25 protein-coding genes and 1 pseudogene are annotated in these 26,849 nt (G+C 73.4%); 17 read left to right on the forward strand and 9 right to left on the reverse strand.

The genetic code is table 11. From position 1 onward, the window contains the following. Window positions 1-75: 75 nt before the first annotated feature. Window positions 76-393, forward strand: a pseudogene (locus BX286_RS18210) (AI-2E family transporter); the annotation flags it as partial. On the opposite strand, the gene BX286_RS18215 reads toward BX286_RS18210, so the two are convergent. After that, on the reverse strand, window positions 390-1,400 hold the full coding sequence (locus tag BX286_RS18215; protein ID WP_121015519.1) for a pirin family protein: 1,011 nt from the start codon (window positions 1,398-1,400) through the stop codon (window positions 390-392). The pseudogene BX286_RS18210 and the gene BX286_RS18215 overlap by 4 nt on opposite strands. A 119-nt stretch (window positions 1,401-1,519) precedes the next feature. Continuing rightward, window positions 1,520-1,981, reverse strand: a complete 462-nt coding sequence (locus tag BX286_RS18220) for an SseB family protein (RefSeq protein ID WP_042815576.1) — start codon at window positions 1,979-1,981, stop codon at window positions 1,520-1,522. Between the two features lie 176 nt (window positions 1,982-2,157). Between BX286_RS18220 and BX286_RS18225 the strand changes: the two genes are divergently transcribed. The 3 genes from BX286_RS18225 (at window position 2,158) to BX286_RS18235 (ending at window position 6,272) form a co-directional block, all read left to right on the forward strand. Continuing rightward, on the forward strand, window positions 2,158-3,984 hold the full coding sequence (locus BX286_RS18225) for an acyl-CoA dehydrogenase (protein WP_079428456.1): 1,827 nt from the start codon (window positions 2,158-2,160) through the stop codon (window positions 3,982-3,984). Between the two features lie 153 nt (window positions 3,985-4,137). After that, window positions 4,138-4,875: a hypothetical protein gene (locus BX286_RS18230; protein WP_079428458.1), complete on the forward strand. Its 738-nt coding sequence runs from the start codon at window positions 4,138-4,140 to the stop codon at window positions 4,873-4,875. Window positions 4,876-4,979: 104 nt separating this feature from the next. Then, the gene (locus BX286_RS18235) at window positions 4,980-6,272 is read left to right on the forward strand and encodes a M18 family aminopeptidase (protein WP_079431821.1); all 1,293 of its coding nucleotides are present in this window, start codon (window positions 4,980-4,982) and stop codon (window positions 6,270-6,272) included. Between the two features lie 35 nt (window positions 6,273-6,307). Here the strand turns inward: BX286_RS18235 and BX286_RS18240 are convergent, their stop codons facing one another. After that, entirely contained in the window at window positions 6,308-8,146 is a 1,839-nt protein-coding gene (locus BX286_RS18240; protein ID WP_121015521.1) for an NHL domain-containing thioredoxin family protein, read from the reverse strand. A gap of 127 nt (window positions 8,147-8,273) precedes the next feature. Between BX286_RS18240 and BX286_RS18245 the strand changes: the two genes are divergently transcribed. Beyond that, window positions 8,274-8,852 carry a Uma2 family endonuclease gene (locus tag BX286_RS18245; RefSeq protein WP_121015523.1) on the forward strand — a complete coding sequence of 193 codons (579 nt, stop codon included), beginning with the start codon at window positions 8,274-8,276 and terminating at the stop codon, window positions 8,850-8,852. A gap of 66 nt (window positions 8,853-8,918) precedes the next feature. Then, window positions 8,919-9,449, forward strand: a complete 531-nt coding sequence (locus tag BX286_RS18250) for an LURP-one-related/scramblase family protein (protein WP_121015525.1) — start codon at window positions 8,919-8,921, stop codon at window positions 9,447-9,449. A gap of 46 nt (window positions 9,450-9,495) precedes the next feature. Here BX286_RS18250 and BX286_RS18255 read toward each other — a convergent pair whose 3' ends face one another. Next, window positions 9,496-10,275, reverse strand: coding sequence for a carbon-nitrogen family hydrolase (locus BX286_RS18255; RefSeq protein ID WP_079428466.1), 780 nt, complete (start codon window positions 10,273-10,275; stop codon window positions 9,496-9,498). Window positions 10,276-10,414: 139 nt separating this feature from the next. On the opposite strand from BX286_RS18255, the gene BX286_RS18260 reads away from it, so the two are divergent. Then, window positions 10,415-11,242 (forward strand): maleylpyruvate isomerase family mycothiol-dependent enzyme, encoded by an 828-nt coding sequence (locus BX286_RS18260; protein ID WP_121015527.1) that lies wholly within the window; start codon window positions 10,415-10,417, stop codon window positions 11,240-11,242. Here the strand turns inward: BX286_RS18260 and BX286_RS18265 are convergent. Continuing rightward, the gene (locus BX286_RS18265; protein WP_261993460.1) at window positions 11,232-12,587 is read right to left on the reverse strand and encodes a nitrate/nitrite transporter; all 1,356 of its coding nucleotides are present in this window, start codon (window positions 12,585-12,587) and stop codon (window positions 11,232-11,234) included. The two genes, BX286_RS18260 and BX286_RS18265, sit on opposite strands and share 11 nt — an antisense overlap. After that, complete coding sequence (locus BX286_RS18270) at window positions 12,584-13,249, reverse strand: GntR family transcriptional regulator (protein WP_100864180.1); 666 nt, start codon at window positions 13,247-13,249, stop codon at window positions 12,584-12,586. The genes BX286_RS18265 and BX286_RS18270 overlap by 4 nt, the downstream gene beginning before the upstream one ends. Window positions 13,250-13,441: 192 nt before the next feature. Between BX286_RS18270 and BX286_RS18275 the strand changes: the two genes are divergently transcribed. After that, complete coding sequence (locus BX286_RS18275; protein WP_121015529.1) at window positions 13,442-14,617, forward strand: DUF418 domain-containing protein; 1,176 nt, start codon at window positions 13,442-13,444, stop codon at window positions 14,615-14,617. On the opposite strand, the gene BX286_RS18280 is transcribed toward BX286_RS18275, so the two are convergent. Then, window positions 14,601-14,915: a protease inhibitor I42 family protein gene (locus tag BX286_RS18280; RefSeq protein ID WP_100863352.1), complete on the reverse strand. Its 315-nt coding sequence runs from the start codon at window positions 14,913-14,915 to the stop codon at window positions 14,601-14,603. The two genes, BX286_RS18275 and BX286_RS18280, sit on opposite strands and share 17 nt — an antisense overlap. A 17-nt stretch (window positions 14,916-14,932) precedes the next feature. Continuing rightward, window positions 14,933-16,792 (reverse strand): C1 family peptidase, encoded by a 1,860-nt coding sequence (locus tag BX286_RS18285; RefSeq protein WP_261993461.1) that lies wholly within the window; start codon window positions 16,790-16,792, stop codon window positions 14,933-14,935. Window positions 16,793-16,928: 136 nt separating this feature from the next. Here BX286_RS18285 and BX286_RS18290 point away from each other — a divergent pair, with 136 nt between their 5' ends. Next, window positions 16,929-17,969: a nucleotidyltransferase domain-containing protein gene (locus BX286_RS18290; RefSeq protein ID WP_107502381.1), complete on the forward strand. Its 1,041-nt coding sequence runs from the start codon at window positions 16,929-16,931 to the stop codon at window positions 17,967-17,969. Between the two features lie 78 nt (window positions 17,970-18,047). Here the strand turns inward: BX286_RS18290 and BX286_RS18295 are convergent, their stop codons facing one another. Next, on the reverse strand, window positions 18,048-19,292 hold the full coding sequence (locus BX286_RS18295; RefSeq protein WP_079428478.1) for an FAD-dependent monooxygenase: 1,245 nt from the start codon (window positions 19,290-19,292) through the stop codon (window positions 18,048-18,050). Window positions 19,293-19,468: 176 nt separating this feature from the next. Here BX286_RS18295 and BX286_RS18300 point away from each other — a divergent pair, with 176 nt between their 5' ends. From BX286_RS18300 to BX286_RS18335, 8 genes are all read left to right on the forward strand, one after another. Then, window positions 19,469-19,780 (forward strand): antibiotic biosynthesis monooxygenase, encoded by a 312-nt coding sequence (locus BX286_RS18300; protein WP_100863351.1) that lies wholly within the window; start codon window positions 19,469-19,471, stop codon window positions 19,778-19,780. Between the two features lie 43 nt (window positions 19,781-19,823). Next, window positions 19,824-20,489, forward strand: a complete 666-nt coding sequence (locus tag BX286_RS18305) for a hypothetical protein (protein ID WP_121015533.1) — start codon at window positions 19,824-19,826, stop codon at window positions 20,487-20,489. A 48-nt stretch (window positions 20,490-20,537) separates the two neighbouring features. Next, window positions 20,538-21,764 (forward strand): MFS transporter, encoded by a 1,227-nt coding sequence (locus tag BX286_RS18310; protein WP_079428484.1) that lies wholly within the window; start codon window positions 20,538-20,540, stop codon window positions 21,762-21,764. Between the two features lie 29 nt (window positions 21,765-21,793). Further along, on the forward strand, window positions 21,794-22,336 hold the full coding sequence (locus tag BX286_RS18315; protein WP_121015535.1) for an isochorismatase family protein: 543 nt from the start codon (window positions 21,794-21,796) through the stop codon (window positions 22,334-22,336). Window positions 22,337-22,398: 62 nt separating this feature from the next. After that, the gene (locus BX286_RS18320; protein WP_079428488.1) at window positions 22,399-23,604 is read left to right on the forward strand and encodes a DUF1266 domain-containing protein; all 1,206 of its coding nucleotides are present in this window, start codon (window positions 22,399-22,401) and stop codon (window positions 23,602-23,604) included. Window positions 23,605-23,678: 74 nt separating this feature from the next. Continuing rightward, entirely contained in the window at window positions 23,679-24,092 is a 414-nt protein-coding gene (locus tag BX286_RS18325; RefSeq protein ID WP_079428490.1) for a PPOX class F420-dependent oxidoreductase, read from the forward strand. Window positions 24,093-24,212: 120 nt separating this feature from the next. Then, a complete protein-coding gene (locus tag BX286_RS18330) occupies window positions 24,213-25,364 on the forward strand; it encodes a hypothetical protein (RefSeq protein WP_187344159.1) in 1,152 nt (383 codons plus the stop codon). Window positions 25,365-25,776: 412 nt separating this feature from the next. Then, entirely contained in the window at window positions 25,777-26,841 is a 1,065-nt protein-coding gene (locus BX286_RS18335) for a gluconolaconase (RefSeq protein WP_121015537.1), read from the forward strand. The last annotated feature ends 8 nt before the right edge of the window (window positions 26,842-26,849 follow it).

Raw genomic sequence — 26,849 nt, forward strand, 5'->3', positions numbered from 1 at the left:
CCGACGCCGGAAGGCACCCCGGCCGGGTCGCGGCCGCCGCTGCCCGAACCGGTGCGGCGGCCGGCGGCCTGGTGCGCCGTCGCCGTGTTGGTGGCCCTCGCCGACCGGGGGTGGGTGATCGGGCTGTGGGCGCTGGGCGTGGTGCTGGCGGTGCAGGTGCTGGAGGGGCACGTGCTCCAGCCGGTGATCCAGAGCCGGACGGTGCAGATGCACCCGGCGGCGGTGATGCTGGCGATCACCGCCGGGGCGAGCGTCGCGGGGATCCTCGGGATGCTGCTCGCGGTCCCGCTGACGGCGGCCGCCTTCGGGGTCCTGTCGGAACTCCGCGCCCGCTGCGCTCCCGCCGCCGCGGGGCCCGGGGAGGACCCCGCGGCGGCGGAGGACGGTCCTTAGGCCGTCGTCTCCTCCGGCTCCGCCGCACCGGCGCCCCGGTGGCCGAGGCCCGTCACGTCGGTGCTGGGGATGACGCCCAGGCGGCCGGCCTGGAAGTCGTCGAAGGCCTGCTGGAGCTCGGCGTGGCTGTTCATGACGAACGGCCCGTAGTGCGCCATCGGCTCGCGGATCGGCAGACCGCCGAGGACGACCACCTCGAAGTTCTCGCTGCGGGAGTCCTGCCCGGCGTCCGCGCGGACGGTCAGCCCGTCGCCGTTGCCGAAGACCACCGTCTGGCCCATGCCGAAGGGGCGCCGCTCGGCGCCGGCCGCGCCGCTGCCCGCGAGGCCGTAGGCGAGGGCGTTGAAGTCGCTCCGCCAGGGCAGCGTGACCTCGGCGCCCGGGCTGACGGTCAGGTGGATCATCGTGATCGGGGTGTGCGTGGCGCCGGGGCCGGTGTGCTCCGCGAGGTCGCCCGCGATCAGGCGGATCAGGGCGCCGCCGTCCTGCGAGGCGAGCAGCTTGACGGTGCCGCCGCGGATGTCCTGGTACTTCGGCGCGAGCATCTTGTCCTTGGCGGGCAGGTTCACCCACAGCTGGAGGCCGTGGAAGAGGCCGCCGGACATCACGAGTTCCTCGGGCGGGGTCTCGATGTGCAGCAGGCCGGAGCCCGCCGTCATCCACTGGGTGTCGCCGTTGGTGATGACTCCGCCGCCGCCGTGCGAGTCACGGTGGATGAAGGTGCCGTCGATGATGTAGGTGACGGTCTCGAAGCCGCGGTGCGGGTGCCAGGGGGTGCCCTTGGGCTCGCCGGCCGCGTAGTCCACCTCGCCCATCTGGTCCATCATGATGAACGGGTCGAGGTACTCGTACTTGATCCCCGCGAAGGCGCGTCGCACCGGGAATCCTTCGCCCTCGAAGCCGGAGGGCGCGTCCACCACGCCCAGCACGGGCCGGGTCCGGTCACCTTCGGCGGGAGCGATGACGCGCGGCAGCGCGAGCGGGTTCTGGGCAGTCACTGCGGGCATGGTCAGGACCTCCTTCTGGCAGAAGTTTAGTTGAATCTAGAACTTCCTGCCACCCGCACAGAACAGCGCACCCCCCGGAAGCATTCCCGGGGGGTGCGCAGGGCCTGGTACCGGCGCGACTAGCCGTACATGCGGCGCATCGCGAAGTCGACCATCTGCTCGACGGCCTTGGCGTCGAAGACCATCCGGTGGTCGCCCTCCATGTCGAGGACGAAGCCGTACCCGGTCGGCAGCAGGTCGATCACCTCGGCGCCGGTGATCACGAAGTACTTGGACTCCTTGCCGGCGTACCGGCGGAGCTCCTTGAGCGTGGTGAACATCGGGATGACCGGCTGCTGCGTGTTGTGCAGGGCCAGGAACCCGGGGGTCTCGCCGCGGGGGCAGTAGACCTTGGAGGTCGCGAAGATCTGCTGGAAGTCCTCCGCGGACAGCGACCCGGTGGTGAAGGCCCGCACCGCGTCGGCGAGCGACGGCGGCGAGGGCTCGGGGTACAGCGGCTGCTCGCCGTACCCGCCGGCCATCTGCTGCGGGGCGGCGTACTGCTGCTGCCCCGCGCTCACGTTCTGGTCGTAGCCGTACATGGGCCGAAGCCTACCGAGCGGCCCCCGCCCCCAGGCACCCTCCAGCCGGACCCGGTTGACGCTGGTCACAGTCGCCGAAGAGGGGTTGCGTCTTATTACTGGTGGGTAGCATCATGAGGTTACCGATTGGTATGTACGAGGAACCTGTCTCCCCGAGCCTTAACGGAGCCGTCGCCATGGGGCACTACAAGTCGAATCTTCGCGACATCGAGTTCAACCTCTTCGAGGTGCTCGGCCGTGAAAAGCTGTACGGCACCGGCCCGTTCGGCGAGATGGACACCGAGACCGCCAAGAGCATCCTGTCCGAGCTGACCCGCCTCGCCGAGAACGAGCTGGCGGAGTCCTTCGCGGACGCCGACCGCAACCCCCCGGTCTTCGACCCGGCCACCAACACCGCCCCGGTCCCGGCCTCCTTCAAGAAGTCCTACGAGGCCTTCATGGACTCGGAGTACTGGCGCCTGGGCCTGCCCGAGGAGATCGGCGGCACCACCTCCCCGCGCTCCCTGATCTGGGCCTACGCGGAGCTGCTGCTCGGCTCGAACCCGGCCATCTGGATGTACTCCTCCGGCCCGGCGTTCGCCGGCATCCTGCACGCCGAGGGCAACGAGGCGCAGAAGAAGATCGCCCAGATCGCGGTCGAGAAGCGCTGGGGCTCCACCATGGTCCTCACCGAGCCCGACGCGGGCTCGGACGTGGGCGCCGGCCGCACCAAGGCCGTCCAGCAGGAGGACGGCTCCTGGCACATCGAGGGCGTGAAGCGCTTCATCACCTCCGGTGAGCACGACATGGAGGAGAACATCCTCCACTACGTCCTCGCCCGCCCCGAGGGCCACGGCCCGGGCACCAAGGGCCTGTCCCTCTTCCTCGTCCCGAAGTTCCACTTCGACTGGGAGACCGGCGAGCTGGGCGAGCGCAACGGCGTCTACGCGACGAACGTCGAGCACAAGATGGGCCTCAAGGCCTCCAACACGTGCGAGATGACCTTCGGCGACCAGCACCCCGCCAAGGGCTGGCTGATCGGCGACAAGCACGACGGCATCCGCCAGATGTTCATGATCATCGAGTTCGCCCGCATGATGGTCGGCACGAAGGCGATCGCCACCCTCTCCACCGGCTACCTCAACGCGCTGGAGTACGCCAAGGAGCGCGTGCAGGGCCCGGACCTGGCGAACTTCATGGACAAGACCGCGCCCAAGGTCACCATCACGCACCACCCGGACGTGCGCCGCTCGCTCATGACGCAGAAGGCCTACGCCGAGGGCATGCGCGCCCTCGTGCTGTACACCGCCTCCATCCAGGACGCGATCCAGCTCAAGGAGGCCGCCGGCGAGGACGCCTCCGCCGAGATCGGCCTGAACGACCTGCTCCTGCCGATCGTGAAGGGCTACGGCTCCGAGAAGTCGTACGCGCTGCTCTCCGAGTCCCTGCAGACCTTCGGCGGTTCCGGATACCTGCAGGAGTACCCGATCGAGCAGTACATCCGGGACGCCAAGATCGACACCCTCTACGAGGGCACCACGGCCATCCAGGGCCAGGACTTCTTCTTCCGCAAGATCGTCCGCGACCAGGGCGCCTCGCTGAACGTCCTCTCCGAGACGATCAAGAAGTTCCTCGCCGAGGGCGTGGGCGGCGAGGAGCTGGCCCCGGCCCGCGACGCGCTGGCCAAGGCCGCCGTGGACCTGGAGGCCATCGTCGGCCAGATGATCGTCGACCTCACCGCCACCGGCGAGGACGTCAAGAACATCTACAAGGTCGGCCAGAACACCACCCGCCTGCTGATGGCCTCCGGTGACGTGGTCGTCGGGTACCTGCTGCTCAAGGGCGCCGCCGTGGCCGCCGAGAAGCTGGCGACCGCCTCCGCCAAGGACGTGCCCTTCTACACCGGCAAGATCGCCGCCGCGAAGTTCTTCGCCGCCCAGGTCCTGCCGGGCGTCTCGGTCCAGCGCGCGCTGGCCGAGTCCGTCGACAACTCCCTCATGGAGCTCGACGAGGCCGCCTTCTAAGGCAGCCCCCCAGCTGTACGCGGTGTACACGTACGCACCGGTGGCCGGACCCCTCCTGTCGAGGGTCCGGCCGCCGGTGTGTCCGGACCCCGGCAGCGGCTCCGCGGCCACCGGGTTCCCCGGTTGTCAGCGGTTCGTGGGACGCTCGTAGACATGAGTCCACAGGAGCAGCAGCACAGCGGCAGGGGGTACACGGTCCCCACCGGGCGCCCGTACGCCCTCAAGGAGCTCCAGGCCAACGTGGGCGCCCTCGGCGACCGGATCAAGGACCTCTACGACGGAGCCCACCCCGCCGAGTACGACCCCGTGGCCGACGCCCTGTACGTGGCCTTCCAGACGGCCGCCGGCCTCGCCCCCGCCAAGAGCTACACCGGCTGCCCCGAGCACCCCAACGGCGCCCTCGACCCCGAGGCCCCCGAGGGCTGGGGCCGCTGCCTCATCTGCAACGACCGCCGCCGCCTCGGCCGGCGGCTGCGCGGCGGCCGCCCGGCCGCGCCCGCCGCCCCGACGGAACAGCGGCGCCTGGGCTACCCCGTACCGGATCCCCCCTACACCCTCGACGTACTGCGGCGGTACCTGCGCGGCATCGACGAACAGCGCTTCCACCTCACGCTCGGCTCACCCGACCAGGATTTCGTCCGCCTCGCCGACGACCTCCACCGGGCGTTCATCGTCGCCCGCGAACTGTCCCGGCCGCGGGGCGCCTCGGGATGCTCCGAGCACCCCGGAGCACCCGTCGACCCCGATGCCCCGCCCGGCGAGGCCTGTATCTTCTGCGCCGGACGCAAAAGACGTGCCCAGCGCCCGCCGCAGACCCCCGAGATGCTCCCGCGCATCCGCCGGGGCGAGCGCCGGCAGCTGCAGCGCCGATTCGAGCGTCCGCCGGGCTGAGAACCCCGGAGTCCGCGGGCCACGCACCCCGCGGTACCCCGACCCCCTCGGCTATCCGCCGCAGCCCGGCCATGGCGAACACGACCGTCGTTAAGGTGAACCACATGAGCTCTCCCGCCCGCTTCGACCGCGGCCACACCGACGATCTGATGACCTTCCTGACGGCCAGTCCGTCGCCGTACCACGCCGTGGCCAACGCGGCCGAGCGGCTGGAAAAGGCAGGCTTCAGGCAGTTGTCGGAATCGGACGCCTGGGACTCGGGCACGGGAGGCCGGTTCGTCCTGCGCGGCGGCGCGCTCATCGCCTGGTACGTGCCCGAAGGCGCGGCCGCGCACACCCCCTTCCGGATCATCGGGGCGCACACCGACTCCCCCAACCTCCGCGTCAAGCCCGTCCCGGACACGGGCTCGCAGGGCTGGCGGCAGGTCGCCGTGGAGATCTACGGCGGCACCCTCCTGAACACCTGGCTCGACCGCGACCTGGGCCTGGCGGGCCGGCTCTCGCTGCGCGACGGCACCGACCGGCTCGTCAACGTCGACCGCCCGCTGCTGCGCGTCCCCCAGCTCGCCGTGCACCTGGACCGCTCGGTCAACACCGACGGCCTCAAGCTGGACAAGCAGCGGCACATGCAGCCGATCTGGGGCCTGGGCGAGGCCCGCGAGGGCGACCTGATCGCCTTCCTGGAAGAGGAAGAGGGCCTGCCCCAGGGCTCGGTGGCGGGCTGGGACCTGATGGTCCACTCGATCGAGCCGCCCGCCTACCTCGGCCGCGACCGCGAACTCCTCGCCGGCCCCCGCATGGACAACCTCCTGTCGGTGCACGCGGGCGTCGCCGCCCTCGCCGCGGTCTCCGCCTCCGACAAGCTGGACCACATCCCGGTGCTGGCCGCCTTCGACCACGAGGAGAACGGCTCCCAGTCGGACACCGGCGCGGACGGCCCCCTCCTGGGCAACGTGCTGGAACGTTCAGTCTTCTCACGCGGCGGCACCTACGAGGACAAGGCCCGCGCCTTCGCCGGCACCATCTGCCTCTCCTCCGACACCGGGCACGCCGTCCACCCCAACTACGCGGAACGGCACGACCCTTCGCACCACCCGCGCGCCAACGGCGGCCCCATCCTGAAGGTCAACGTCAACCAGCGCTACGCCACCGACGGCAGCGGCCGCGCGGTCTTCGCCGCGGCCTGCGAGCGGGCCGGGGTGCCGTGGCAGACGTTCGTCTCCAACAACTCCATGCCCTGCGGCACGACCATCGGCCCCATCACCGCCGCCCGCCACGGCATCCAGACCGTCGACATCGGCGTGGCGATCCTCTCGATGCACTCGGCCCGCGAACTCTGCGGCTCCGACGACCCGTTCCTCCTGGCGAACGCCCTGCTGTCCTTCCTGGAGGGCTGACCCCCAGGAAGGACCAGGGCCCGCTGCCGCCCGCGTCAGCCGTCCATGCCTGCCAGCACCAGCGGCAGGCGGGCGGTGCCGGAGGCCGTGACAGTGACCGGGACACCCCAGTCCTGCTGGTGGACGTGGCAGGCCGGGTACTCGTTCGCCGGGTCGTCGTCGCAGGACGCGGCCATCGCCGAGACGTGCAGCACCCCTTCGGTGACGTCAGGGTTCAGCTCCAGGTCCCGGAACAGGTCCGTGCCGGCGCCCTCGCCCGCCGCCAGGAGCTCCGGCGGGGTCGAGGAGACCAGCAGGCGGGTGGAGGGCCCGTAGCGGGTGTCCAGCTTCTGGCCCGCCGGGGCCTGGAAGACCACGTCCAGGCGGAGCGTGCCCGGGGCCACCTCGGTGGCGGCCCGCTGGGTGCGGTGGGCGACCGCGTCGACCCGTACGGCCTCCTCCGGCAGCCGCAGCCGGGTCAGCCGGTGCCGTGCGGACTCCACGACCACGATGTCCTCGCCGGCCAGCACGGCGTCACTGGGCTCGCGCAGATCGGTGGCCAGGGTGGTGACCTGGCCGGTGGCCGGGTCGAACCGGCGCAGGGCGTGGTTGTACGTGTCGCAGACCGCGACCGAGCCGTCGGGCAGGGCGGTCACCCCGAGCGGGTGCTGGAGCAGGGCCTGGGCGGCGTCACCGTCGCGGTGCCCGAAGTCGAACAGCCCGGTCCCGACGGCGGAGCGGACGGCGTACCCCTCCCCGTCCTCCTCCACGTACCGCAGCGCGCTGGTCTCGGAGTCGGCGATCCACAGCCGGTCCCCGGCGGCCGAGAGCCCGGACGGCTGCGCGAACCAGGCCTCGGCGGCGGGCCCGTCGACCAGCCCCTCGTTGGTGGTCCCGGCGGCCACCTGGACGGTGCCGGCCTCCGGGTCCCAGGTCCACAGCTGGTGCACGCCGGCCATGGCGATCCACACCCGGCCCTGCCACCAGGCCACGTCCCACGGCGAGGACAGGTCCACCTCCAGGGCCGGCCCGGAGGTCGGGGACCCCTGCCACCACTGCCGCCCGGTCCCGGCGACGGTCTCCACCGCACCCGTGGCCGGGTCGAACACCCGCAGCGCGTGGTTGACGGTGTCGGCGACCACGACCCGCCCGTCGGGCAGCAGAGCCAGCCCCTGCGGCTCGCTGAAGGCCTCCGGCCCGAACCCGCGCTCCCCGCTGCCGATGCGCCGCACGACGGTCTCCCCGTCGGCGGCGAGCTCCACCAGCTGGTGCCGCGTGGAGTCGGACACGAGCAGGTTCCCGGAGGGCAGCACGAGCGCCTTCCCGGGGAACCGCAGGTCGGTGGCGACGGGCTCGGGCGCCACGTAGGGCCCGTCCCCGCGCCGCAGCGTCCCCTTGGCCTCGTGCTCGGCCTCCAGCTCCTCCACGAGCCGCTCGATGGCGTGCGCGTGCCCCTCACCGGCGTGCTGGGCGACGACGTACCCCTCGGGGTCGATCACCACGAGCGTGGGCCAGGCCCGCACGGCGTACTGCTTCCAGGTCGCGAGCTCGGGGTCGTCCAGCACCGGGTGGTGCACCTCGTACCGCTCGACGGCGTCGACGACGGCGGCGTGCTCGGCCTCGTGGACGAACTTCGGCGAATGCACCCCGATGATCACCACGGTGTCGCGGTGCTTCTCCTCCAGCTCGCGCAGCTCGTCAAGGACGTGCAGGCAGTTGATGCAGCAGAAGGTCCAAAAATCCAAGATCAATACGCGACCTCGGAGGTCGGAGAGCTTCAGGTCCTTGCCTCCGGTGTTCAGCCAGCCCCCCTTGCCGATCAGCTCGGGGGCACGGACACGGGCACGCTTGCGGGGTGCGGGCGCGGGGGTGGGCGCCGGGGCAGCATCGTTCATGTTTCAAGCTTGCCATCCGCCCTCACGCCCCGGCGGCCCCCACCCGGACGGGTGACCGGTCCCGCCACCGGGGGACCGCGGGGCGGGCGGCGTGCGAGCGTGGAACCGTGACGGAAGGAGCTGCCTGATGGCCACCGCCGCCGAGTCCGGCGACTACACCCAGGGTGTGGATCCCGAACTGGCTCTGAAGTACGCCATCCAGCACATGCAGGGTGACCGGGTGGAGATCGTCGAGGGGGTCATCCAGGGGGGAAGCGGCGAGGTCAGGACGCCGACATGGGACCACGAACGGGCCGCCGAGCGGATCCGGTACCAGATCACGGAGCGGGTCCGGGAGCTCGGCTGCATCACCGGCTCGGGCAACCTGGACTGCCCCCGGTCGCCGAACTGGTACGTGCCGGATCTCACGGTGGTCCCGGAAGAGCTCGCCGCGGGCGCCGCGGCGCTGGTTCCCGATCAGACGCTCCTGATCGTGGAGGTGACCTCGGAGACCAACGCGGAGACCGACCGCATCGTGAAGCGCAGGCGGTACGCCGAGTACGGCGCGCCGCTCTACCTGCTCGTGGACCGGATGACCCGTGAGGTCACCCTGTTCTCCGAGCCCGGGCAGCTCGGGTACCAGGCCGTGGACGGGCCGCACCCCTTCGGGACCCCGGTGGCTCTGCCCGAGCCCTTCGGGATCACGCTCGATACCGACGGGCTCTAGCCGCCGCCGGGCCGGGCGCGTGGAGAAGGGGCATGGCGGCGGCCTGTTCCGGGAAGCGATCTGCGTGTGAAATACCTCGTTCGGGACAAAATGCTGGCCATCGGGGACGACTACTGGATCGAGGACGAGGACGGGCGGCACGCCTTCCTCGTCGACGGGAAGGCGCTGCGGCTGCGCGACACCCTGGAGCTGGAGGATCCGGCCGGGCGGGTCCTGATCACGTTGCGGGAGCGGCTGTTCGGCGGGTTCCCCGGCGTCCGCGACGCGATGACCCTGGAGCGGGACGGGAAGCGGCTCGCGGTGATCCGCCGCAAGCGGCTGTCGCTGCTGCGCAACCACTTCCGCGTGACCATGTCCGAGGGGACGGAGCTCGACGTCAGCGGGCGGATCCTGGACCGGGAGTTCAAGGTCGAGTACGAGGGGGAGCTGCTGGCGCTGATCTCGCGCCAGTGGTACCGGATCCGGGAGACGTACGCGGTGGACGTGGTCCGGGAGGAGGCGGACGCGGCGCTGATGGTCGCGGTCGCGGTGTGCGTGATCCGGATGGCCGAGCGGGAGCGGGACGGGGAGGGGGAGCGGGAGGGTGGCGGGGACTGAGGGCGGGCGGGGGGCCGCCGGTGTGGAGCGGCCCCCGGGGCCGGCGTCAGCGGCCCAGGGTGCGGTCCTTGAGGGCCGGGAACTGGTCGCGGGTCTCCGCCACCTTCGCCGGGTCGAGGTCCACCGTCAGGACGGTCTCGCCCGGGCCCGCCTCCGCGAGGACCTCGCCCCACGGGTCGACCACCAGGCTGTGCCCGGACTGCTCGACGCCCGCGTGGGTGCCGGCTGTCGCGCAGGCCAGGACGTACGCCTGGTCCTCCACCGCCCGGGCCCGGCTGAGCAGGGTCCAGTGCTCGCGCCGCCGGGCCGGCCAGCCGGCCGAGACGACCATCGTCGTGGCGCCCGCGTCGACGAGCCCCCGGAACAGCTCCGGGAAGCGCAGGTCGTAGCAGGTGGCCAGGCCCAGGGTCTGCTCGGGCAGGGTCACGGTGGTCAGGGAGTCCCCGGCGGACATCAGCACCGCCTCGCCCTGGTCGAAGCCGAACCGGTGGATCTTGCGGTAGGTCGCGGCGAGCTCGCCCGCCGGGGAGAGCACGAGCGCGGTGTTGTAGAGGGAGCCGTCTCCCGCGCGCTCCACGACCGAGCCGGCGTGCAGCCAGACCCCGGCGTCGCGGGCGGCCTTGGACATGGCCTCGTACGTCGGCCCGTCCAGCGGCTCGGCCTCCGTCTCGAACTGCTCGTAGGCGAAGGCGCCCACCGTCCACAGTTCGGGCAGCACGACGAGGTCGGAATCGCCCTGTTCCCGGACGAGTTCGGCGGCCCGGGACCGCCGTGAGGCCACCGACTCTCCGTCGGTCACCGCGATTTGGATCAGCGAGGCGCGCACAGTACCACCGTCCTGGCATGTCAGCCGGTCAACTCAAGGCCTACGATCGTCACACGAAAGCGCTGCCGGGGTGCTCATCGGCAGCGTAGCTTTGGGAATAGTCCACAACGCGCCACTGAACAGCCAGCGAGGGGTCCCGTTGACCGTCCATCCCACTCTTGAGCCCTACGTCGACGCGTGGACACACTCGATCGAGGCGATAACCGAACTGGTCCTCCCCCTGACGGAGGGCCAGTGGAACCTGCCGACGCCGTGCCCGGGCTGGTCCGTGCGCGATGTCGTCTCGCACATCATCGGCCTGGAGCTGGAACAGCTCGGCGACCCCCGGCCGATCCACACGCTGCCGCGCGACCTGCGGCACGTGGTGAACGAGTTCACCCGCTACATGGAGGTTCCGGTTGACGTCCGCCGGCACCACACCGCCCTTGAGATGACCTCCGAGCTGGAGTACACCGTCATCCGGCGCCAGCGCCAGCTCCGCAACGACAAGCGGGACCCGGCCACGACGCTGGTACGAGGCCCCCAGGGCGACCAGATCCCCCTGGAACTCTCGCTGCGGCTCCGGGCGTTCGACGTGTGGATCCACGAGCAGGACCTGCGGGCGGCGCTGGGCGTGCCGGGCAACTGGGGCACACCGGGGGCGCATGTGGCGCGGGACGTCCTGCTGGCCGGGCTGCCCAAGGTGGTGGCGAAGGGCGCCGGCGCGCCGCCGAACACGGCGGTGGTGCTGGACGTGCACGGCGAGCTGGAGTTCCTGCGGACGGTCCGGGTGGACGCGACGGGCCGGGCCACCCTCGACTCGACGCCCTCGCTGGGCCCGGCGGTGTCGCTGTCGCTGGACTGGGAGACGTACGTCCGCCTCGCGGCGGGCCGGGTGCGGCCGCGGACGGTCGCGGACCGGGTGAAGGTGGACGGCGACACGCAGCTGGCGGACGCGATCCTGGCGAACTTCGCCGTCACGCCGTAGGGGCGGGGGCGGCGGGCGCGGCAGGGCCGGCGGGAGCGCTCACCGAGAGCGGGCGCTCCCGCTCCCGCTCGCGTTCCCGCTCGCGTTCCCGCTCGCGCCCGAGGGCCTTCGGGCGGAGGCGGAGGATCTGGGTGAGGCCGAGGAGTTCCACGACGAACACCGACGCGAAGGCGATCCGGTAGTCGTCCCCGGTGGCGTCCAGCAGGACCCCCACCGCCAGCAGGGTGGTCATCGAGGCGAGGAAGCCGCCCATGTTGGTGATCCCGGAGGCGGTGCCCTGCCGTTCGGCGGGGTTGGCCGGGCGGGCGAAGTCGAAGCCGATCATCGAGGCCGGCCCGCAGGTGCCCAGGACCACGCACAGGGTGCCCAGCAGCCACATCGGGGCGCGCTCGTCCGGGTAGAGCAGGACGGAGGCCCACAGCAGCGCGGTGACGCCGACCGTGCCCAGTGCCAGCGGCAGCCGCGCGGCCGGACGGCGGCCGATGACCTGGCCGTAGACCAGCCCCCAGCCCATGTTCGCGGCGACGATCAGGGTGAGCAGCCCGGCGGCGGTCGTCCGCTCCAGGCCCTGCGCCTCGACCAGGAACGGCATGCCCCACAGCAGCAGGAAGACCATCGCCGGGAACTGCGTCGTGAAGTGCACCCACAGCCCCAGGCGGGTACCGGGCTCCCGCCAGGAGTCGCGTATCTGGCGCCGTACGAACCCGCCGCCGCCCGAGGGCGCGGGCGGCAGGGCGTGGCCCTCGGGGTGGTCGCGCAGGAAGAGCGTGAGCGGGACCAGGACGACCAGCCCCGCCACCGCGCTGCCGGCGAAGGCGGGCACCCAGCCGGCGCCGTGCAGCACGGGCGCGAGGACGAGGGTGGAGACGAGGTTCCCCGCCATCCCGACCAGCCCGGCCAGCTGCGCCATGAGCGGCCCGCGGCGGGCGGGGAACCAGCGGGTGCCGAGCCGCAGCACGGAGATGAAGGTCATCGCGTCACCGCAGCCCAGCAGGGCGCGGGCGGCCAGCGCCATCGCGTAGGTGGGCGAGAGCGCGAAGCCGATCTGCCCGGCGGTGAACAGGACGGCGCCCAGCGTCAGCACCTTCTTGGTGCCGAGGCGGTCCACCATCAGCCCGACCGGGACCTGCATGCCCGCGTAGACCAGGAGCTGGAGGAGGGAGAACGTCGCCAGGGCCGAGGCGTTGACGTGGAAGCGGTCGGCGGCCTCCAGTCCGGCCACGCCCAGACTGGTACGGAAGATCACGGCGACGAAGTAGACGGCGACGCCGATCGACCAGACGGCCGCGGCCCGCCGCCCGCCGGGCGGGTCCTGGACGGCCGCCGGGCCGGCCGGGGTGCTCATCGGTCCGCCCCCCGCACCAGTGCCTCGACCCGTCCGATGTGCCCGCGCACGGCGGCCGCGGCGGCCTCCCGGTCACCGGCGCGCAGCGCGTCCAGGATCTCGGCGTGCTCGGCGAGGGTGCGCTCCACCCGGTCGGGGTGCGCGTGCAGCAGGGCCACGCCCATGCGCAGCTGGCGGTCGCGGAGCTGGTCGTAGAGGCGGGAGAGGATCTGGTTCCCGGCGGCCCGGACGATCTCGGCGTGGAAGCAGCGGTCGGCGGCCATCATCGCGGCGAGGTCCCCGGCGGCCGCGTGCCGCCGCAGCTCCTCCAGCAGCTCCGTGAGCCGGTCCAGCAGCGCGGGCGGGGCGGGCACGGCCCTGCGCACGGTGAACTCCTCCACCAGCAGCCGGGTTTCCACCACGTCGGCGATCTCCTGCGCGGAGACCGGCAGCACCAGGGCGCCCTTCTTCGGGTACAGCTTCAGCAGCCCCTCGGTCTCCAGCCGCAGCAGCGCCTCGCGCACGGGGGTGCGGGAGACGCCGACGGCCAGGGCGAGCTCGCCCTCGGTGAGGAGCACCCCGCCCTCGTAACGGCGGTCGAGCACGCCCTGCTTGACGTGCCGGTAGACGCGTTCGGCGGCGGTGGGGGCCTGGGTGGCGGGCGGCGTGGCGGCGGCTGGCATGCGCACAGGATAGATACATGAGGGATACACACGCCCTCCCCGTCCAGGATGTGGACCCCGCCCGTGCCGGGGAGCGCACGCCCCAGAGCCCGTACTGAGGAGCGCGCGCTCCCGACGCTCCGCCGAAGGATGTAGCGCGGCTTCGTCCACTGGCAGGACGTACCGGGCCCGACCCGCCGCGAGGCTGGGGAGATGGCCCACACCACCCTCGTCGCCCCCGGGGTGACCGCGACCCGGCTCCCGCTCCTCGACGTCCTGCGCGGCGCCGCCATCCTCGGCACGCTCATGACCAACGTCTGGATCTTCGCCTCCCCCGGCTCCGAATGGAACGTGCTCCGGGGGAGCATGCACCTGCCCGACCCGCTCGCCGACCCGTCCGCCGCGACCGTCGCCGAAGCCGCCTTCCGCTTCCTCGCCGACGGGAAGTTCCTCTCGCTGCTGACGGTGCTGTTCGGGGTGGGCCTGGCCATCCAGTACGACTCCGCCGCCCGCCGGGGCGAGCGGTGGCCCGGCCGCTACCCGCGGCGGGCCGCGTTCCTCTTCCTGGAGGGGACCGTCCACTTCGTCCTCGTCTTCGCCTGGGACGTGCTGATGGGATACGCCGTCACCGCCCTGCTCGTCGCCTGGCTGCTGGCCCGCTCCGAGCGGGTGCGGCGGGTGGTGATGTGGGGCGCGGGCGGGCTGCACCTGACCCTGATCGGCCTGGTGACGCTGGGCGAGGTCCTCACCCCGGACTCCGCGCCCGAGGGCCCCGACCCGCGGGCCGTCCGGCTGTACGCGCACGGCGGCTGGGCCGAGCAGATCGGCTTCCGGCTCGACCACGCCCTCGCGCTGCGCATCGAGCCCGTGTTCTCCTTCGGGCTGCTCGTCTTCCTCTTCCTCCTCGGTGTCCGCCTCCACCGCGCCGGCGCCTTCGCCCCGACCGACGCCGGGCGCCGGATCCGGGTCCGGATGGCCGCCTGGGGGCTCGGCCTCGGCCTGCCGCTGGGCGCCGCCGCCGCGCTCGGCGGCCACGACTTCTTCGTCCTCGGCCGCTACGGCATCGCCCCGCTGATCGCCCTCGGGTACGCCGGGCTGATCGGCTGGGCCCTGGACCGCGGCGCCGTCCCCGCGGCCCGCGCGCTCGGCTCCATCGGCCGCACCGCCCTGTCCTGCTACGTCGGCCAGAACCTGCTGTGCGTCCTGCTCTGCTACGGGATCGGCCTCGGGCTCGCCGACCGGTTCGCCGGGTCCGGCCCCTGGTGGGTGATGGGCCTGTGGGCGGCGGTGAGCCTGACCCTGGTCGCCGCGTCCCGTCTCTGGCTGCGCCGCTTCGAGCGGGGCCCGCTGGAGGCCGTGCAGCACTGGGCGCTCAGGCCCCGCCGGTGACCACCTCCACGTCCAGCACGAACTCGTCGTACGGCGCCTCCTGCGGGTAGGGCGGCCGGACCTGCGCGAACCGGATCCGGGCCCGCCCGCCCGGGCTCCGGCCGCGGACCTCGTACGTCCGCTCCACCGCCTCTCCGGGCAGGGCCCGCGCCGCCCGCCCGGGCCCGGTCTCGCGCACGGAGACGGCGTCGGCGTGCCCGGAAACCTGCCAGGTCCACACGTACCCGCGCGCCCCGCGGCCGGTCAGCCTCAGCTCGTACGCCTCTCCGGCGCCGAGGACGATGCTGCGCACCTCCACCCGTGGGACCTCCTGGTTCACGCCGGGCCGATGACGGCCCCCTCGTGCCATCCCGCGCCGTCGCGCCAGTAGTGCTGGAGCATGCGGTCCGTGCGCAGGACGACGACTTCCAGGTTGAACCCGAAGCTGCCCTGGAGCATCCCGGTGACGGCCAGCGCGTCGTGGCCGAACACGGCGCCGCGCGCCCAGGGCGCCCCGGCGGCGTTGCCCCGCCACCAGTGCTCGATCCGCCCGCCGGCGACGGCCACGCACAGTTCGTAGTTCCCGGCGGTGTCCTCGTCCGCCGCCCCGTACTGGCCCTCGATCAGGCAGGGCGCGGAGGTGACCCCGCTGCCGAAGACCTCTCCGGCCCGCCAGACGAAGCCGTTGGGGTCGTCGCGCCACCACAGTTGCATCCGGCCGTCGGTGCGGGCGGCGACCAGGTCGAGGGTGCGGGCACGGGTCTGGACGAGGGCGGGGCCGTAGTGGGCGATGCCGGAGCCGAAGCGGCCGCCGTCGTTCCAGGTCCAGGGGGCGCCGTTGATCCGCCACCAGTGGTTGAGGCGGCCGTCGGCGGTGCGGACGACCACCTCGAAGTTGCCCGGCTTGCCGTAGTCGCTCTGGATGAAGGCGGGGGTCGAGCCGATGGCGGCGTCCCCGGGCCCGAAGGCGCCGCCGTCGCGCCATACGCCGACGGCCTGCTCGTAGTACCAGTGGCGGAGCCGGCCGCCGGTGGTGACGTGCAGGGTCTCCATGTTCCGGTTGTAGGTGGTGCCGGTGAAGGCGGGCTGCCCGGAGGCGTCGCCGGCGAAGGTCTCGGCGCGGGCCCAGGCGTAGGGGGCTTCGCCCTCGCGCCACCAGTGCCGCAGGCGGCCGCCGCCGGCGGTCGCGGCCAGCTCGAAGTTGCGGTGGGCCCGGCCGTTGCCGCTCTCGTAGACGCTGCCCGCGTGCAGGCGGCGTTTGCTCCAGGGGTCGATGTTGGTGTCGCGCAGGCCGCACTTGGCCCAGTAGTCGATGTTGACCTCGCCGTACGCGATCCGGCCGTAGCCGCCGACGTGGTAGCCGGTGCCCCAGGAGTTCTTGAACAGCCAGCAGCCGGCCGCGTCGTCGTAGCCGACGACGAGCACGCAGTGGCCGCCGGCGAGCCGGCCGCCGGTGCGGTGGTAGACCCCGGCGCCGAGCGCGAAGAAGTCGTCGTACACGTCGAAGCAGGCGGTCAGCGGCCCGACCGTGTCCAGCCAGACCTTCTGCTGCTCGACGTCGCCGAGGCGTACGTAGTCGGTGATCCGGACGGTCCGTCCCGAACGGTCCCAGCTGGGCGTGTACTCGGCCCGCCAGGCGTCGCGCCGCTCGGCGGGCAGGCCCGGCGGCGGGGTGCCGTACGGCCAGCAGCCGGGGTCGGCGAGACCCCCGTTGTCCTTGATCCAGTCCAGGGCGGTCTCGGGGGTGCCGCCCTGCCCGCAGGCGCACTTCAACCCGTCGTGCACGTCGCCCTCGGAGCGCGCCGCCCACACGTCGTGCTCGATCCGGGCCATCGACTCGACCAGCCCGGCCGCCCCGAACGCCCAGCAGGACGCGCACGGGTTCTGGTCCTTGACCTTCGTCAGCCAGGGCCATCCCCACCGGTTCCGCCAGTCCACGGCCACGGGCCGCCCGGGCCCCGCGACCGTCCCCGGCAGCAGCCCGTGCGCGGCCCTGCGCCGCGTCAGGTGCGGGTTGCCGCTCTCCCTCCCCACGAGCGCCCGCAGGTCGACCGCCCCCGCCTCCGCGGCGGGCGTCAGCTCCCTTCCCGGCTCCAGGCCGAGCGCGGGCCTCGGCACGGGGTCCTCGTCGGCCAGGTGCTCGCTGACCGACCACCGCGCCCCCAGCGCCGCGAGCCGCGCCCGCAGTTCCCCCACCGTATGGACAGACTCCTCCGGCATCCCGGCCCCCCAGCCACTCGTGTGTGAGCCCCGGGAGCGTCCCCCCGCCGCCGGACCCCGTCAAGGGGGGCCGCGCGGTCGCGCGGACGCACGGGGGTCGTACGGTTCCGGGATGGACGCACGACGCACGCAGCGCCAGCTCTCGATGATCGGGGAGGTCCGCGACCTCGGCCCCGAGGTCTGGCTGCGGGGCGGCTGGGCGATGGACTTCTGGCTCGGCGAGGTCACGCGGGAGCACGAGGACGTCGACTGGTTCGCGTGGGCCGAGGACGCTCAGCGGCTGGGGGACCTCCTCGTGGCCCGCGGGTACGAGGTCCTGAGCGCGGACGACCAGCAGCTGGACGTCGTACGCGACGGGGAGGAGCACGGCTTCGCGTTCGTCACCCGGCGCCGCAGCGACGGCCGGGTCCTGGTCGCGGGCGGCCCCTGGGCGGGCACGCCCTGGCCGGAGGGGCTGCTGGACGGGGTGGAGCCGGGGCGGCTGGGCGGCCTGGAGTGCCCGGTGGCGTCACCGGAGGCGCAGATCGAGATCAAGCGGATGATGCCGGTGTGGGTGCCGGAGCGCCCCCGCCGTCGGAAGGACGCGGTGGACACGGCCCGGCTGGAGGCCGCCCTGGCGGCTCTGCACGCGACGGACGACACCCTCGTCCACGAGGGCAGCGCGTTCGTCAACTTCCGTACGTACGCCCCCGGGGAGGACTGGGGACACGGCTTCCGCTGGCTCGACACCAAGCACTTCCGCCTCCCGGCCGCCCCGCTCCCGGACACGGGCCTCCTGGCCGCCCTCATCGCCCACGAGCAGTTCCGGGACGACTACGCGGGCGGCGGCGTCCTGCCGCTGGGCCGGCGGCACGGTCCGTTCTGGCGGCGTCTGATCACCCCGGCCGCCTACGCGCCGGTCCCCGCCGCCGACGCGGCGCACCTCCTGCGCACCTGGGCGGACCAGTACGGGCCGGTCCCGGAAGAGTTGGAGGCGGACCTGCGGCGGGAGGCGTTCGCCCGCCTGACCCCGGCCACCACGATCCACCACCTGACGGGGGTCGGGGAGGACGACTTCCACGACTGGGGCGGCGTACACGGCGAGTTCCACGAACTGGTCGTCATCGACCGCGCCGCGGGCCACCTGACCCTCCTGGTGGCGGCCGACGACTGACCACCCGGCCCGCACCCGCCCCGGCACCCGCACCCGCACCCGCACCCGGGACCGAACCGGCAGCCCCCGTCCCCGTCCCTACGAGGACATGGCCTGCCCCCCGATCCCCGCCGCACCCGCCAGTTGCCCCTCCCACCAGCCCGCCACCTCGGCGGCACTCATCCGCGCCCACACCGGCGTCTCCTCCACCTGCGCCCGCCCCAGCCGCCGCGCCAGCGCGACCAGCTCCCGCCCGGCCCCGCCCCGCGCCGCCTGGTAGCCGGCGACCAGCTCCTCCCAGGACCCCGCCCGCGCCCAGGCCGCGCCGAAGGCGGTGGCGTCCTGGAGGGCTTTCGCGGCCCCGCTCGTGTTGTGCGGCCGCACCACGCTCGCCGCGTCGCCGGCCAGCAGCAGCCGCCCCGCCGCGGCGGGCTCCGTCACCAGGTCGTAGATGGGCTGCACGAACGTGTCCCCCGGCGCCGTCAGCGCCAGCGCCCGCCCCCAGTACTCCGGGAACTCCCGCTCCAGCAAGGCCCGCAGGTGAGCGGCGAGTTCCTGCCCCAGCGCCCCCGGCGGAAAGCTGGTCGGGTCGTCGAAGCGCAGCCCCGCGCCCGGCGGCGGCGCCGCGTACAGCACCCAGTTCACCCGCAGGCCCTCCGGCCCGGGGATCCGGTAGATCACGCAACTGCCCCCGGGGAAGCACACGGTGGTCACCGCCGCGGGGTACGACTCGGCTCCCCCCAGCCCCTCCAGCAGCGCGGCGTCGAAGTTCCCCCGCCAGCACACGTACCCGGCGTAGTGCGGCGTCGCCCCCGGGCTCACCGCCTCCCGCACCACCGACCGGTACCCGTCGGCCCCGACGACGAGGTCGAACCGCTCCACGCCCCCGCCCCCGAACCGCACGCCGACCCGGCCCCTGCCGCGGCCCACGCCCCCGGCCCCGTCCCCGTCCCCGTCCACTCCCGCAACGGCCACGCCCTGCCGGTAGTCCACCGCCCCCGGGACCGCCTCCCGCAGCCCCCGCCACAGCAGCCCCCAGTGGTACGAGTGGAACGGGAACGGCTGCTCCCAGATGAGCCGCCCCCCGGCCCCCGCCCCGGCGTCCCGCACCACCCACCGCCGCCGCTCCAGCCGGTGCGCGGGGATCCCCGGCGGCAGCGCCCCGGCGGCCACCAGTTCCGCGGCCCGGTCGTCGTGCACGCACAGCCCGACCCCCCGGTCCGCGAGCCGCCCCCGGGTCCGTTCCAGTACGACGACCTCCCCGGCTCCCGCCCGCACCGCGGCCGACGCGAACGCGCACCCGGCGATGCTCCCCCCGACCACCGCGACCGTCCCACCACGCATGACGCCCTCCGCCCGCCGCCCAGTTGTCCGGCCGGCCAGCCTACTGACGCGGAGGACCGTGCCCCGGGCGACAGAACGGATCCGGCCACCGCCGGCCCGTGTCCCCGGCCGGGGCGCCGACCCGCCGCGGCGCGCGTAGCGTGGGGAGGGGCGGGGAGGTCAAGGAGGCGAGGACCATGGCCGGACAGGTGCTGAGCGAGGTCAGCGGGGTCGTCGCGGCCGGGCGCGAGGCCGACCTCGTGGCCGCCTACCGCGAGCTCGTGAGCCATCCCCTGCCCGACGGGCTGATCCGCTCGGAGCTGCTGCGCGGCCAGGACGGCGTCTGGCGCATCCACACGCTGTGGCGGGACCGGGCCGCCCTGGAGGCCGTACGGAACGTTCCCGGCGACGCCCCGGCCCCCCGCCTCTTCCGCGAGGTGGGCGCCGAGCCCGCCCTGGCGGTGTTCGAGATCGCGGTCCACCTCACCGCCCAGGTGGGCCCGGTCTGACGCGCCGGATCCGGGTCCGCCCGTGCCGCCGTAGGGTCGGGGCATGAGCGGACCCGGTGAGCTGGACGAAGACGACGAGGCGCTCGCGGCGCGGTGCGCGGAGATGACCGTCGAACAGCGAGGTCACACGGCCCTGCTGGCGCTGTGGCGGCTGCGCGCACCGCTGCTGGTGCTCGGGCTCGATCCCGGCTGGGGGATCCACCGCTCGGCGCTGGAGGCCGCCTTCCGGGGGATGCTCCTCCCCCTGCACGACGAGCCGCTGCCGGATCCGGGCCCGCTCTTCACGAGCCCCCCGGAGGCAGAGCCGGAGGGCGTCGTCGCGGAGGTCCAGCTGGAGGTCCTGGCCGAGCTCCACGCGTGGACGACCGCCCGGGAGCCGGGCGCCGAGGAGGCCGAGCGGGTCATCCGGCTGGCCCGCGACCTGTCCCGCTCGCTCGACCGCTCCTGCGAGGACTCCCTGTGGGACCACCCGGCCCGGCACGCCCACGCCCGGTACCTCGCGACCGTGGCCGGCGGCGGCACCGCCGTGGGCTACCACGAAGCCCGCAACCTCCGCGTCGAGGCCGCCTGCCAGGACCTCGTGGCGGCGCTGCCGCCCGGCGCGGGGCTGCCCGGCACCGCCGCCGGCCGGGAGGCGCTCGCGCTCTGCGAGGCGTTCAGCGCGGAGCTCGTCTCGACCCTGGCCTGGCGCGAAAACCTGGGGTACTGACTCCTCCCGGCCCGTAGGGTGCTCATCGCACCGAGCCCGAGGGAGATCATGAAGAGCACCGCCGAGCTGTCGGAGGACACCCGGACGCCCTGGAGGACGGCCGCCTTCCGGCGGTTCGTCTCGGCGAACCTCATCTCCGCCGCCGGGTCCGCCATGGCCCCCCTCGCCCTGGCCTACTCCGTGATCGAGCAGGGCGGAGGAGCGGGCTCCCTCGGCCTGGTCCTCGCCACGAACACCGTGCCGACGATCGTGTTCCTCCTGCTGGGCGGCGTCTTCGCCGACCGGCTCTCCCGCAGCCGGATCCTCTTCCTCGGCAACCTCCTGGCCGCCGCCGCACAGGGCGTGCTCGCCCTGACCGTGGCCACGGGACACGCGACGACGCTCTCCATAGCCGCCTGCGGCCTGATCTCGGGCACGGCGGCCTCGTTCATCGTTCCGGCCATGCAGGGCGCCGTCGCCCAGATCGTCCCCGAGGAGCACCTGCAGCAGGCCAACGCGCTGCTCCGGCTCCCGGGCAACGCCGTGAAGGTGGTGGGCCCGGTCGTGGGCGGGGTCGTCGTCGCCGCGAGCGGCGCCGCCTGGGCCCTGGCCTGGGACGCCCTCACCTTCGCCATCGCCGCCGTCCTGCTCCTCAGCCTCTCCCTGGAGACCCCGCCCACCCCGGCCAGGGGTGTCCTGGCCGACCTCCGCGCGGGCTGGGACGGCTTCTGGTCCCGTACCTGGCTGTGGACGTACACGGCCGCGGGGGCGGTCCTCGTCGCGGCCTGGCTGGCCGGCTTCCAGCTCCTCGGCCCCCTGGTCGCCGCCGGGGAGTACGCCGGGGCGCGCGACTGGGGCCTGGTCCAGGCCGCGTTCTCGTGCGGCCTGCTGGCCGGAACCCTGGTCTGCCTGCGCTGGAAGCCGTACCGCCTCCTCACGGTCGCGGTCGTCACCTCCGGCGCCCTCGCCCTCCCCCTCGCCGCGCTGGCCCTCGCCCTGCCGCTGCCGCTCGTGCTGGCGGCCGCCCTCCTCGCCGGGATCGGCCTCGACGTGGCGATCGTCGCCTGGAACACCGCGTTCCAGCAGCACGTCCCGCAGCCGGAACAGGGCCGCATGAGCGCCTTCAACGGAGTCGGCGAACGCCTGGCCATCCCCCTCGGCTACCTGATCACGGCCCTGGCGGCCGAGCTCTGGACCACCCGCACGGCCCTCCTGGCCTGCGCCGCCCTGATCGCCGCGGCGGCCGCCCTCAACCTCTGCGTCCCGGCGGTCCACCGGATCAACCGCCGCTCCTAGCCCTCCGGCTCCGTCGATAGGCTCCCGGGATGCATGACACCGCACTGCTGGTCATCGACATGCAGGATGCCCTGCTGAACGACGCCCATGACGTCGAGGCCTGCCTGCTCGAGGTCGGCCGCCTTGCCGAGCAGGCTCGCTCCGCCGGCGCAGCCGTGGTCTACGTGCGCCAACGCCTCGATGACGTGCCCGCCGACCTGGCCGATGTCCATCCAGCGGTGGCGCCCCGGCCCGGCGATGTGGTGCTGGACAAGGACAGCGCGGACTCCTTCCTCGGCACCGGGCTCGCCGAGTTGCTCCACGAGCGGGCAGTGCGTCAGGTGATCGTCACCGGCTTCGCCACCGAGTACTGCGTCGACTCCACCAATCGCGCAGCGCTCTCCCGTGGTTATGACCTCGTGGTGGTCTCGGACGGACACACCACGCCGGAGCGTCCGCCCGGTGCCGCGCTGACGGCCGCCCAGGTGATCGCGCATCACAACGCGACCTTCTCGGCCATCCAGTACGCCGGGCGTTCCATCACCGTGACACCGGCGGCCGAGATCCGCTTCGCCGCCACGCTGACGGGTTAGGCGGCGAGGGCCTCGCGAGGGGGGCCAGGAGGGCTGGCCGGGCCCCCGTATAGGGTCCCCGTGTGGACGAGTGGACGGCGCCGAGCGTGATCGAGCGCGAGCTGTACGGGGCGAAGGCGCGCGGGGACTGGGGCGCCTACATGGACGCCCTCGCGCGGGCCGAGCTGTTCCTCCCGCAGCCCCGGGCGCAGGTCGACGCCGATCCCGCCGCGGCCCGCTTCCACCGGGCCGCCGACAACACCCTCGCCGTCTACACCCGCGGCATGCTCCCCGCCCCCGACGCGCACACCGTCTACCTCCGCCAGAGCCTCGCCTGGTTCGCCAACGCCTGGGACCACCGGGACCCCTCCCACCTCGCCGTGAACCCCGGCAGCCCCGTCGAGGCGTACCTCACGACCACCCCCGCCGACCTCGCCCGCTGGCGCGCGCACTGGGACGCCGCCCCCTCCTGGGGCCTGGCCCCCGGCGCCGTGCACGCCCTGTACACCGGCGGCCCGCTGCACGGCCCCGTGGCCCGCGGCCTGGCCGTCGGGGCGCACCTGGCGGTGTCCAACGGCGAGTTCTGGAACGCCCTCGCCTACCACGGCAACGGCTACACCCGCGAGCGCGAGCGCCTGCGCACCTCGTGGGAGATCGACGACGCCGCCGGCTGGCTGGGCGTGCTCCAGCGCATGCTGAACGCCGATGTCGTCAGCCCCGTCTGGGAGTTCGCGCTCCGCGTGCGCCGCGTCCTCGCCTCCGACTTCGCCGGGCCGGTCGACGTCGAGCACTGGCGCCACGCCGCCGAGGTCAGCCTGCGCCGCAGCGCCGAGCAGGCCGCCCAGCCCCGCCTCACCCCCGACGGGGTGACCGTCGCCGAGCCGCGCCCCGCCGCCGAGGTCGAGGGCGAGATCGCCGGGGTGCGGCGGCTCATCGGCCGGATCACCCGCTACGAGCAGCGCTTCCGCGCCGACGGGCTCCTCCCGGCCGGCGGCTGGGTGCGCTCGGTCGAGGGGTGGGACTACGGGCGGGCCTCGCAGATGGCCCGCTGGGGCGTCGCCTGCCGCTACGGCACCCTCCAGGACGCCGAGCGCGCCGTGCTCCGCGCGGGCGAGAAGGCACGGGGCGCGTACCGGTCGTGGACGGACTTCTCCGCCGGGTACGCGCTCGCCCGCTGCCTGCACTTCGACGAGGAGGAGTTCGGGAGCTGGTACGAGTCCTCCCTCGCCACCCACCTGACGCTGACCACCGACCCGGCCAGTCCCTTCCTCAACATCCCGTGGGAATGACCGACTTCGGGTAGTACCCGGTCCTGCGTCCGCTACGGCGGTGCCCCGCGGGCCGCACAACTAGGCTGCACGGCATGACGATTGCCCTGAACGACACCGTGCGGCAGCTGCTCGACTCCCCGCACCCCGCCGTGCTCTCCACCCTCAACCCCGACGGCAGTCCGCAGAGTTCCGTGGTCTGGGTGATCCGCGACGGGGACGACCTGCTGGTCTCCACCGAGCGCGGCCGCCGCAAGGAGCGCAACCTCGTCCGGGACGGCCGGGTCGGGCTGACCGTGTTCGACCTGGCCAATCCCTACCTGTACGCCGAGATCCGCGGCACCGCCACCGTCAGCGAGGACACCGGCCGGGCCGTCGCCGTCCGGATCGCCGAGCAGTACCTGGGGCCGGGCGCCGGCAAGGAGTACGGGGACGCCTCCGACGGGGCCGTACGGGTCGTCGTGCGCATCACCCCGTCCAAGGTGCTCGGCAACGCCGCCAAGGGCTGAGCCAGGCGGGCGGTTCGCGCGGCGAGCCGTGCGGGCGGCGGGGGCGGACCCGGAGCGGAATCTGATATTCCGATCCATGCCGCCCGCCCGCCCGCCGCCCACCGAGAGGGGCCCCGGCCCATGCCGCACACTCCGAGGATCCGCCGACGCCTGCGCACGCTGCTCACCGCCTCCCTGGGCGCCCTGCTCGCCTTCACCGCCGCCACCGTCCCGGCACGGGCCGGGTCGGGACACGTGGTGAACGTGGGAGACGTGACGGAGTACCCGCTCACCACCCCCGACAGCTACCCCGCCGGCCTCACGGCCGGCCCGGACGGGGCGGTGTGGGTCGCCGAGTCCGGGGTCAACCGGATCGCCCGCCTCACCACCCGCGGCGCCGTCACCGAGTACCCGCTGCCGACCCCCGACAGCTTCCCCCAGGGCATCGCCAAGGGCCCCGACCGGGCCCTGTGGTTCACCGAGGGGAGCGTCGGCAAGATCGGCCGGATCACCACGAAGGGCCAGGTCACCGAGTTCCCGCTGCCCGGCACGGACCGCTTCCCCACGGGCATCGCGCTGGGCGCCGACCGCGCCCTGTGGTTCACCGAGCCGGGGACGAACTCCATCGGACGGATGACCACCGACGGCCGGGTGACGGAGTACCCCGTCCCCACGCCGGACAGCGTTCCGTACTACATCGCGGCCGCCCCGGACGGCTCGCTGTGGTTCACCGAGCTGTTCGGCGGCAAGATCGGCAGGATCAGCCGCTCCGGCAGCGTCACCGAGTACCCGCTGGCGAACGACTCCGCCTTCCCCTCCGGCATCGCGGCCGGCCCCGGCGGAATGTGGTTCACCGCGAGCGGGCTGAACGCGGTCGGGCGCGTCACCGCGCGCGGTGCGGTCGAGCTCTTCCCGGTGCCCGTCCCCGACTACCAGGTCTACGACATCACCCGCGGCCCGGACGGGCACATGTGGTACGCCGTGCAGTCCGGCCGCATCGGCCGGATCGGCCACGACGGTGCGATCACCGAGTACACCGTGCCGGGGGGCGAGGCGAAGGTGCCCTTCAACATCGCGACCGGGCCCGACCGGAACATCTGGTTCGGCGAACTGCTGGCCAGTGCCGTCGGCCGCGTCCAGGCCCGTCCGGGACGGGGCGCGGTCCACACGACCCTCCCGGCCCCCGTGACGCACCCCGCTCCCACGAAGCACGCCGTCCCCGCCGGCCACGCCGCCCTCCGCCTGCGCCTGGCCCCCGGCCTGGAACGGCTGGTCCACGCGCGCCACCGCTAGGGCCCGCCCCCGCCCCGCCCCAACCCCCGCCGCCGCCCCGGCAGCCGCCCGCCCGGCACGCCGCCCGCGGCGGCACACAGGGTCCGGTCGAACGTACGGCCGAGGCGGGTTCCGGGCGGAAGCGGCGGCCCGGCTACCGCCAGACACCCCAGGGGCGGTGGATCCGGACACCCGCGGCGCGCGGCCGGGCCGCCGGCCCGGGAGCCCGCTCCGCGATCTTGGCCTCGGATGATCAAGTAAATGCGCACCCGGGACGGCCCTCCGGCCCGGGTGCGCCGCCCGCCGACCGTGATCAACTCCATGGTCAGCGGCGTCTGTCCGGATATCCCCCCGTGGCCGGTTCCGGGCGCTGCCGCCCCGCCCGCCGGTTGCGTAGCGTCACCGTCCTGCGACACAGGGAGGGGACGAGGGCATGGGACAGGGCAGCGCGCGGAACGATGTGGGCACGGCCTATATCAATGACGTGTTCATGCGGCATCCGCTGACCACGAAAAACCAGAAGGAACTGGACATCGGCGCCAGGGCCGCCGGGATCCTGGAGCGGAACCTGCGCAGGGGGGTGTTCAAGCGGAACCGGCAGGGCGAGGGGCAGCCGCTCGACCCCATCGGGTTCTCGCTGAACAAGGAGCGCTACGGCGACTTCCCCGCGGAGGAGCCGACCGCGCAGGACCGCGGCTGGCGGGCCTTCATGAACGTCGGCGTACCGGTCATCGAGGAGATCGGGGACGTCCGCCAGCCGCCCCCCGACATGGTCTCCAGGCAGACGTACGTCAACGGGACCGACCCGATCGAGATCACCGTGACGGACACGGTCGAGTTCACCGTCTCGAACACGGTCAGCTGGTCCCTCCAGGGGGAGGTGAAGCTCACCTTCGGCGCGAAGTCCATCGCCTCGCTCCAGCAGCAGATGGCCAAGAGCATGGAGATGAAGCAGTACCAGAAGACCACCCTGCTCAACAGCAAGGACAACCAGGGCGTCAACACGGAGAGCCAGACCGAGGCGACCAGCAACACCACCGCCACGAGTTCCGTGACCGGCACCGGGGAGCTGTGGGGCGAGCTGGCGCTCGGGATCACCGGCTCCGTCAGCGGATCGCTGACGACCGAGTGGAAGCACGTCTCCACGGTCAGCTTCCTGATCAAGAGCCGGGCCGACGTGATGGCCACCACCCGGCGCGAGATCCGGCAGTTCGCCTACGAGTTCCCCGTCACCTTCGGCGGCTGGGCCGCCCTGTACTACCCCGAGCCGGTCGAGGTGAAGGAGACCGGCAAGCAGGGCGCCGAGCCCCGGTACTCCAAGGTCATCGCGTGGAAGCTCGGCGAGGGCGACCTCGACTCCAGCCGCTTCGACCTGGCCGACGAGGGAAAGCGGTTCCTGCAGAAGGGCATCGCCGAGACCGTCGCCGTCCGCACCGGCGAACACCGGGTGTTCCAGCCGGAGATCCTCGACTACCAGACGCAGAAGCAGCCGCTCTAGGGGGGAAG

Origin of the sequence: Streptomyces sp. 3211.6, assembly GCF_003634815.1 — a bacterium.
Lineage (GTDB): Bacteria > Actinomycetota > Actinomycetes > Streptomycetales > Streptomycetaceae > Streptomyces > Streptomyces katrae_A.

What these genes read in the sequence shown, in the direction of transcription:
- BX286_RS18310 (WP_079428484.1), top strand. Translation starts at nt 20,538, where the DNA reads ATGAAGAGCACCGCCGAGCTGTCGGAGGACACCCGGACGCCCTGGAGG.
- BX286_RS18245 (WP_121015523.1), top strand. Translation starts at nt 8,274, where the DNA reads ATGGCCACCGCCGCCGAGTCCGGCGACTACACCCAGGGTGTGGATCCC.
- BX286_RS18220 (WP_042815576.1), bottom strand. Translation starts at nt 1,981, where the DNA reads ATGTACGGCTACGACCAGAACGTGAGCGCGGGGCAGCAGCAGTACGCC.
- BX286_RS18235 (WP_079431821.1), top strand. Translation starts at nt 4,980, where the DNA reads ATGAGCTCTCCCGCCCGCTTCGACCGCGGCCACACCGACGATCTGATG.
- BX286_RS18230 (WP_079428458.1), top strand. Translation starts at nt 4,138, where the DNA reads ATGAGTCCACAGGAGCAGCAGCACAGCGGCAGGGGGTACACGGTCCCC.
- BX286_RS18315 (WP_121015535.1), top strand. Translation starts at nt 21,794, where the DNA reads ATGCATGACACCGCACTGCTGGTCATCGACATGCAGGATGCCCTGCTG.
- BX286_RS18265 (WP_261993460.1), bottom strand. Translation starts at nt 12,587, where the DNA reads ATGAGCACCCCGGCCGGCCCGGCGGCCGTCCAGGACCCGCCCGGCGGG.
- BX286_RS18325 (WP_079428490.1), top strand. Translation starts at nt 23,679, where the DNA reads ATGACGATTGCCCTGAACGACACCGTGCGGCAGCTGCTCGACTCCCCG.
- BX286_RS18240 (WP_121015521.1), bottom strand. Translation starts at nt 8,146, where the DNA reads ATGAACGATGCTGCCCCGGCGCCCACCCCCGCGCCCGCACCCCGCAAG.
- BX286_RS18330 (WP_187344159.1), top strand. Translation starts at nt 24,213, where the DNA reads ATGCCGCACACTCCGAGGATCCGCCGACGCCTGCGCACGCTGCTCACC.
- BX286_RS18335 (WP_121015537.1), top strand. Translation starts at nt 25,777, where the DNA reads ATGGGACAGGGCAGCGCGCGGAACGATGTGGGCACGGCCTATATCAAT.
- BX286_RS18305 (WP_121015533.1), top strand. Translation starts at nt 19,824, where the DNA reads ATGAGCGGACCCGGTGAGCTGGACGAAGACGACGAGGCGCTCGCGGCG.
- BX286_RS18215 (WP_121015519.1), bottom strand. Translation starts at nt 1,400, where the DNA reads ATGCCCGCAGTGACTGCCCAGAACCCGCTCGCGCTGCCGCGCGTCATC.
- BX286_RS18275 (WP_121015529.1), top strand. Translation starts at nt 13,442, where the DNA reads ATGGCCCACACCACCCTCGTCGCCCCCGGGGTGACCGCGACCCGGCTC.
- BX286_RS18300 (WP_100863351.1), top strand. Translation starts at nt 19,469, where the DNA reads ATGGCCGGACAGGTGCTGAGCGAGGTCAGCGGGGTCGTCGCGGCCGGG.
- BX286_RS18225 (WP_079428456.1), top strand. Translation starts at nt 2,158, where the DNA reads ATGGGGCACTACAAGTCGAATCTTCGCGACATCGAGTTCAACCTCTTC.
- BX286_RS18295 (WP_079428478.1), bottom strand. Translation starts at nt 19,292, where the DNA reads ATGCGTGGTGGGACGGTCGCGGTGGTCGGGGGGAGCATCGCCGGGTGC.
- BX286_RS18290 (WP_107502381.1), top strand. Translation starts at nt 16,929, where the DNA reads ATGGACGCACGACGCACGCAGCGCCAGCTCTCGATGATCGGGGAGGTC.
- BX286_RS18270 (WP_100864180.1), bottom strand. Translation starts at nt 13,249, where the DNA reads ATGCCAGCCGCCGCCACGCCGCCCGCCACCCAGGCCCCCACCGCCGCC.